The organism is Alexandriicola marinus (genome assembly GCF_004000435.1).
Taxonomy (GTDB): Bacteria; Pseudomonadota; Alphaproteobacteria; order Rhodobacterales; family Rhodobacteraceae; genus Alexandriicola; species Alexandriicola marinus.
Window position 1 is genome coordinate 1 of the sequence record NZ_RBVZ01000074.1, and the last position, 410, is coordinate 410.

At 63.4% G+C, this 410-nt stretch carries 1 protein-coding gene; it reads right to left on the reverse strand.

Annotated elements, in window-relative coordinates:
* Positions 1-51 precede the first annotated feature (51 nt).
* Entirely contained in the window at positions 52-399 is a 348-nt protein-coding gene (gene tnpB, locus EP376_RS22745; protein WP_127657732.1) for an IS66 family insertion sequence element accessory protein TnpB, read from the reverse strand.
* Between the last annotated feature and the right edge of the window lie 11 nt (positions 400-410).

Here is a 410-nt window from a genome sequence, read left to right on the forward strand (position 1 = left end):
ATAGCAAAACAGGAGTGAGACAGGAATCCCGAACCCGCCACCGAGACCGATTTATCCCGCCTTGAGAGGCGTCCAGCTTCGTTGTGGCAGACGCCAGTCGATCCCTTCCAGCAGCATCGCCAGCTGCGCTGGCGTCAGCGCGATCTTGCCCTCCTTCACCGACGGCCACACGAACCGGCCCTTCTCCAGACGCTTGCTGAACAGGCATGCACCCTGGCCATCCCACCAGATGATCTTGATCAGATCACCGCGTCGACCGCGGAAGACGAACATGTGCCCGGCGAACGGGTCCTGCTTCAGCACCGTCTCCGCCTGGGCCGCGAGCGTGGTGAACCCGCGCCGCATGTCCGTCACGCCTGCCGCCAGCCAGACCTTCGTGTTCGTCGGAACCGGGATCATCCGGATAGACC

Excerpts from the sequence above, each read along its gene's own strand:
- tnpB (WP_127657732.1), bottom strand. The coding sequence starts at position 399 with ATGATCCCGGTTCCGACGAACACGAAGGTCTGGCTGGCGGCAGGCGTG.